7 protein-coding genes are annotated in these 5,733 nt (G+C 63.8%); all 7 read right to left on the bottom strand.

The features are described from left to right. Positions 1-572 precede the first annotated feature (572 nt). Positions 573-1,052, bottom strand: coding sequence for a hypothetical protein (locus M0R80_31120; protein MCK9464093.1), 480 nt, complete (start codon positions 1,050-1,052; stop codon positions 573-575). A 192-nt stretch (positions 1,053-1,244) separates the two neighbouring features. Further along, a complete protein-coding gene (locus M0R80_31115; protein MCK9464092.1) occupies positions 1,245-2,078 on the bottom strand; it encodes a replication-relaxation family protein in 834 nt (277 codons plus the stop codon). Between the two features lie 5 nt (positions 2,079-2,083). Next, on the bottom strand, positions 2,084-2,407 hold the full coding sequence (locus M0R80_31110; protein MCK9464091.1) for a hypothetical protein: 324 nt from the start codon (positions 2,405-2,407) through the stop codon (positions 2,084-2,086). Continuing rightward, positions 2,404-3,993, bottom strand: a complete 1,590-nt coding sequence (locus M0R80_31105) for a DUF853 family protein (GenBank protein MCK9464090.1) — start codon at positions 3,991-3,993, stop codon at positions 2,404-2,406. Before M0R80_31105 ends, M0R80_31110 begins: the two co-directional genes overlap by 4 nt. Then, positions 3,990-4,355: a hypothetical protein gene (locus M0R80_31100; protein ID MCK9464089.1), complete on the bottom strand. Its 366-nt coding sequence runs from the start codon at positions 4,353-4,355 to the stop codon at positions 3,990-3,992. The genes M0R80_31105 and M0R80_31100 overlap by 4 nt, the downstream gene beginning before the upstream one ends. Next, entirely contained in the window at positions 4,352-5,149 is a 798-nt protein-coding gene (locus tag M0R80_31095; protein MCK9464088.1) for a hypothetical protein, read from the bottom strand. The genes M0R80_31100 and M0R80_31095 overlap by 4 nt, the downstream gene beginning before the upstream one ends. After that, the coding region (locus M0R80_31090; protein ID MCK9464087.1) for a hypothetical protein at positions 5,146-5,733 on the bottom strand (588 nt) is incomplete at its 5' end. The genes M0R80_31090 and M0R80_31095, both read right to left, overlap by 4 nt.

Below are 5,733 nucleotides of genomic sequence, written 5' to 3'. Positions count from 1 at the left end.
CAGGCGTAAGACCCGATGAAACCGCGCGGACGATCCTCGCTCTTCTGAGCGCCTTCGACAGGTCCGTAGTGGATGCCTCCTCGTGAGTTGAGAACGGCGACGTTGTTCTGGCTCCTACACGGGTAGGACTTCGAAATGAGATCCAGTTCCATAGTACGTGAAAAGTTAGTGGATAAAGATCCAGCCTCAACCGTCCACGACCGAGATGGAACAGAACCCCGGAGCAAGCTGCCGCCGATAACCTCTCCGGCGGGCAGCGTGAGTCTTGACCGAAAACGAGACCGGATGACCGGCGCTCGCCAGGAACATGTCTGTAGCGCGCCCGGTGATCGCGCGACGCGGCTTGTCGCGAAACGATTGCCTCCTCGCAGGGGACGAAAACGGGGGACAAGGGCGGGGTATCGTCAGGCTCCCGTCGCTCACGGCTCTCTCGCAAAGACATCCTTGGGACCGCCGGTCCGTGGACTGCCTCCGCCTCAAGGCCGCGCGGAAACGCGAGGCTGGCGCCCTCCCCGCCCTTGCCCCCGACCAAACCCGTACGCCCGCGAGGCACTGCCGCAGCCGCTCTTCCGCTAGGCCGGGATCGCCACAGGCTCTCCGTCGACCTCGCTGTACCACCGACCTGCCTCGCGCAAGGTTTCCAAAACCTGGGCGAACGAGCTCCTGATCTCCGGCTGCCATCTACCGTCAGCCGGGTCCAGGGCGTACGACCGGACGGCGCCGTCGAGCTGCTCTTTCGAAGACATGTTCCGGCCGCGCTCCTCGAGCGAATCCGCGAGCGCGAGAAGCCGGCGGCCGAAGTCACGAGCGTCCTCACGGGACAGCTCGTGCCGGCTGGCTTCTGCCAGATCGGGCTCGTCGATGGCGGCGAGCTCGCGCATGAGCGCAAAGCTCCTCGGCCAGCGGTAAGTCTCCGAGGGTTGGCTCTCCGGAACATTTTCGGAAAAGCTGCGTTGGGCGTCCTCGCGGTCGTAGTCCTCGGGCAGACGGATGACGTAGATGATCTGCGAAGACCTCTCGAGGTCGGTGTCGGGGCGATTGTTGTTGTCCATACGTTTGTGGTTAGTGAGTAATCCAGCCTCACGTTCCGCGAACGCCTTGGGCAAGAAGACAGCCCCATCGGACAAGCCGCCCGCGGGATGTCTCCCGACGAGCCGCACGGGTTTTTATGTAAAAAGGAGCACTCCTTGCAGGGCTCCTTGCGGCCTTCCTTACCGCGGCGGGGCCGGCATTTGTATCCGGTCTCAGCCATTGGCGTTTCTCCGCAAGGAAGACCACGCTTTTACATCCGCTAGCGCGGATGCTGTGATCCAGGTCTGGTCGACGACGATTCGCGGGCAGATGTCCCCGAGGTCGACGAACACGAATCGGTCGCTTCGGTCGTTCGGGATGACCACCCCGGCGATAGAACGTAGGCGGCCGAGGCCGGGGGCGGCGACGAGAACGCGCCAGTCGCGCTCGCCGAGGAGAGCAACATCCGTGAACATCATCCGGCCGTAGGTCTCGACCTTGCGGCGCCATACGCTGAGGGGTTCTGTACCGAGGTCGGCTTCGAGGGCATACACTTCGGGCCGGACCGCGCGCGAGAGGAGGATGAGGGCGTCGGGCACAATCTGCGCGCCCTTGTTCTTCATCTGCCCGAACACCTCGCCGCCGACGAGGAAACGGACGAGGCGGAGGTCGTCGGTCTCCCGCGTCGCAAGCACGAACGCCACCCTCACGTCAACGATGGCGACTCTGTGGTGCAGGTCGGCGACGTCCAGTGTTCTGGGAACGCGGATGAGAGCGCGATCCACCCCCATCTGCCCGACGAGGAGCTTCAAGCCCAAGGGCGAGAGCGTGTAGATGGTCGGGCTGGTGGAACCCAGGACAAGGTGCGCCCGCAGCAGGCCGGCGTTGAAAAGGGCGCGAAGGCGCTTGTTGGCCGTGTTCTTCTTCGTGAAGAAGAGCGCCGTGAGATGGCGCGTCGAAGCGAGAGTGAACCTGGCAACCGTGTAAACGATTTTGCGGTCCCTGGCCGTGAGCACCACCGTCTGCTCGCCCCGTTCGCTCCGCGATGATCGGTTCTCGGCGTTCATGGTGATCACAAAACCGGCGGCCGGATCGACAGGCCGCATTGGTTGCATGGGAAATGTTTGGCCGGGCTCTTGCACAGAGGGCAGAGCCACACGCTGCCCCGATATCTGCCGCCGCAGTGGCCGCACTCGAAGACGCCCTCGGTGGGATTGGCATGTCCGACAGGGCAGAGGACCTCGGGCCGCATCACAGCGATCGCGGTACCGACGCCGTCGAAGAAGCGCACCAGACGGACGAGAAGCCAGATGATCCCGATGACAGCCCAGAACGGTGCGGTGAGGATATACAGAGCCAGCCTGAAAAGTGGCTTGGATTTCTTCTTCGTGTTCATCCGAGTTCCTCGAGGTTGTCGGGCAGCGAGGCGGGAGATACGCCGCGCTCCTCCTCTGCCCGAACGAACCGCGCTTCTTCGCGATCGGTCACCGGGTTTTTCTCGGACGAGAATTCGGCAAGCGCCACGCTCGGACGCGGACGCGCCGGCGGCAGAGCTCCGGCGAGCACGCGCTCGCGCAACTCCGGATAGCTGTCTGCCGAACGCCGCCACAAATCGAGCGGGACATCGGCCGAGCGAAGTAGGCGCGCGTGTTTCCCCTCGGCGTTCCAGAAGTAGAACTGCCGCGACGGCAATCGCGGAATGCGCTCGAGCAGCATCTGCCGCTCCTCGCTGGGCGTGAGGTAGGGGTTGCGCGCGGTCGAGGTCTGGTCCGGCCGGTAATCGGGCCTAAGCACGCGGCCCGTCACAGGGAGCACGTGGCCGAACGCGCGCGCGTCCTCCAGCGATGATCGGAACTGAAGCTTGAAGCTGGAATTCGTGTTGATGATCTTCGTCAACACCGCGCTGAGCTTCTCCAGCTGGGCCGCCTGTTGGTGGAATAAGCATAGAGAAGTTTTTCTGGACCTCGCGAGCGCGAGAAGCCGTTCCATTTCGCTTGCCACCTCGCTGCTCAGAAATTCTTGTACTTCGTCGATGACGATTACGACCGGTAGGAGGTCCGGATCCATGACCGGGCGGTTCATGATAGCGCGGGCGATCCGGAGGAAGAGCAGACGCCCGGCAAACGACTGAAGGTCGCGGCAACCGAGCGGCGCCCCGCCGATGTTGACCAGGGTGATGCCCGGGGCGAACAGGTTCTGGAAATCCAGCCCGGCTTCACTACCGAAACTGAGCCGCCAGCTCGGCAAACGCAGCAGAGCGTCCAGCCGGGCGATCACGCCCGAGACGGTCACCTTCGGCTCTTTGGGGTACTCGACGCGGAAGTAGTGGCGCAACCGCTCGTCCGCGGTTCGCCCCACGAGTGCCGAGAGAGTCGGCGGATCCACGAGCGCGTGGTGCGCGTCGAGGAGCGTCCCACCCGTGTCAATGACGAGCGCGAGCAGACTGTGGAGCAGGCGGCCTTGTCGGATGCCGGTGTCGGCCTGGACCGACTGGAGCATTAGAGACCCCAATTCATGGGCCTGCAGTTCTATGGGTACGGTCTCATCTCGCGCGCACAGATTCCAGGAGACAAGGTGGCTCGACGAGAACGGATCCACCACCCGGATACGAGAGAGCGCCTCCTCCCGGTCCGGAGACGAGAGCAGGTTGTGGGTGAGCATGTCGGCCGCGAGCGCACACAAATCCCCCTTAGCATCAACCACGAGGACGGAAACGTGCCGCAGGAGCCAGGCGATGAACGATATCGCCCAGGCGCTTTTCCCCGCGCCGGTCGCGCCGACGCAATGCAGATGCTTGCCAACGATCGCCGGCAGGTCGAGGCGAAGTGCGTTGTTTTGCGCACCCTGGATCTCGCCGACCACGAAGTCGTCGGTGGACTCGTGCGCCGCGACAGCCGATACACGATCCGCTATTGCCGGAGGGGATGGATCGCGGCGCGTTCTGCGCAGCGCTGTTCCGAGCATGAGCGGCCAGCGGCTCACAGGTCGTCCTCCTCACGGTCGGATGACCAGCTCGCGGGCAACTCGGGCAGATCCACGCGACGACGCGAAGATGTCGGTACCGGCTGCTCGGGTTTGGAGGCGAGCCAACGCTTGAACGACCAGCGTCCGATGATCACGAGCGCGACCATGATGAGCAGAGCGATGAGCGCCGAGGTGAGCGAGCCGGAGGCGCTTGCGCCGACCGATCCCGCGGACGAGTTGGAAAGCGCGCCGACCAGGCACGGCAAAGCCACGACGATGAGCGCCACCCCACAAGCCACACGTCCGGCGGTCTTCGCGAACGGCACTTTTCCCAGAACCAGCGCAAAGCCCGCGATGAGGATAATGATGCCGACGATCATGCCTCTTCTCCGAAGTAGATTCGGTCGCCCTGCGAGTCGCAGGCCAAGCAGAGCGGCTCGAACACGATGAGCTCGGGCGACGTGAACAGCGTGGACCAGAGCTCTTTCATGAAGTCGGCCGAGGCGCTGCTGCGCGACGCTCGGCGTTTTCCTCGTCCGGGAACCGGCCCCCTGGATTCGGCTGTTCCACACCAAATGATCGCGATACCCGAGTTGTCTAGCGGCGCGGGCGTGCCTTTCTTCAAGAGCTTGCGTCTCTTGATCGACTCCTTCAGGTAGGTCTCCTCGGTCTCCTCACCGTCGCTGCGGATGAACAGCGTGCAGCCGGAACCGGCAACGCATCCGGTAGCCTTGAGTTGGGCCAGTGCCCGCTTCACGGCGAGGAAGATAGGCGACATCCGAGTCTCGGTCGCCTCCTTCAAATAGCGCGCGACAGTGTCGTCGAGGAGCTGCTTGCGCTGGTGTACGACGGCGTCCTTGCCTTCGATGATGCGCGACGACAGCGGCACCGATACCGTGGCGATCGAGACCGGCTCGCCGTTGGAAACACCGTCGCCCGTGCCCGTAACAATGACCGAGGATTCCTTCCCCAGCCCGGGCACCGAGAAGGCGCGCGTGAGAACGCCGCTCGCGGAATTACCCTCGAGGTCTTCGCGCAGCGAGTTGGAACGATCGAACACCACGGCCACGTGCGTGACCCTGACCTCCTCGGCCGGCTGCGAGAACAAGTACCAACCGGCGAGCGCCATCCCGATGACGAACACGGACACGATCGCGAGTTGAACCGGCTTCATCTTCCCGCTCCTTTCCTGGGCTTGCAGCCGCGAGCGCGGCCTTCGTTCTCTGCGATGCCGGCATAGTAGCCGTCGCGCACCGCCTGGCGGGCGCCGCGAACCAGGCTCTCAATCTGGAGATGGGCAGCCTCGCGTTGCCCCACCTCCTCCACAAACTGGCCGATCTCCTTGGTCAGGCGCATGCGTTCCGCGACAAGACCGGTGAGTTCTTCCTCGGCCGCGCCGAGGTACTGGAGCAGGCGGCGATGCTCATCCCGCTTCTCCCTGTACTCTGCGAACTGTCGGCGCAGACCCCTGCCGGTCCATTCGAGAAGCACGACAAAGGCGATCTCGAGGAGCGCGAGGCCGACTGCCATGAGCAGCGAGAGCATGCTGTCGATGCCGAGGCACCTGATCAGGAAGAGGGCGATGCCGATGAGCACGCCGCAGAAGAATCCTATCCAGTGCAGCCTAGACGAGCCCGACTCCGAGACGCTGACCGTGGTGCTCGCGATGAAGAAGCCGAGCATGAGGCCGGCAGCCAGGGAAAGGAACCACGTCTGAACTGAATTCCCGACGTCTATGAAGATGCAATCGTGGAGGGG

This window comes from Pseudomonadota bacterium (assembly GCA_023229365.1).
Lineage (GTDB): Bacteria > Myxococcota_A > Polyangia > JAAYKL01 > JAAYKL01 > JALNZK01.
This window is presented reverse-complemented; position numbering and strand designations above follow the sequence as displayed.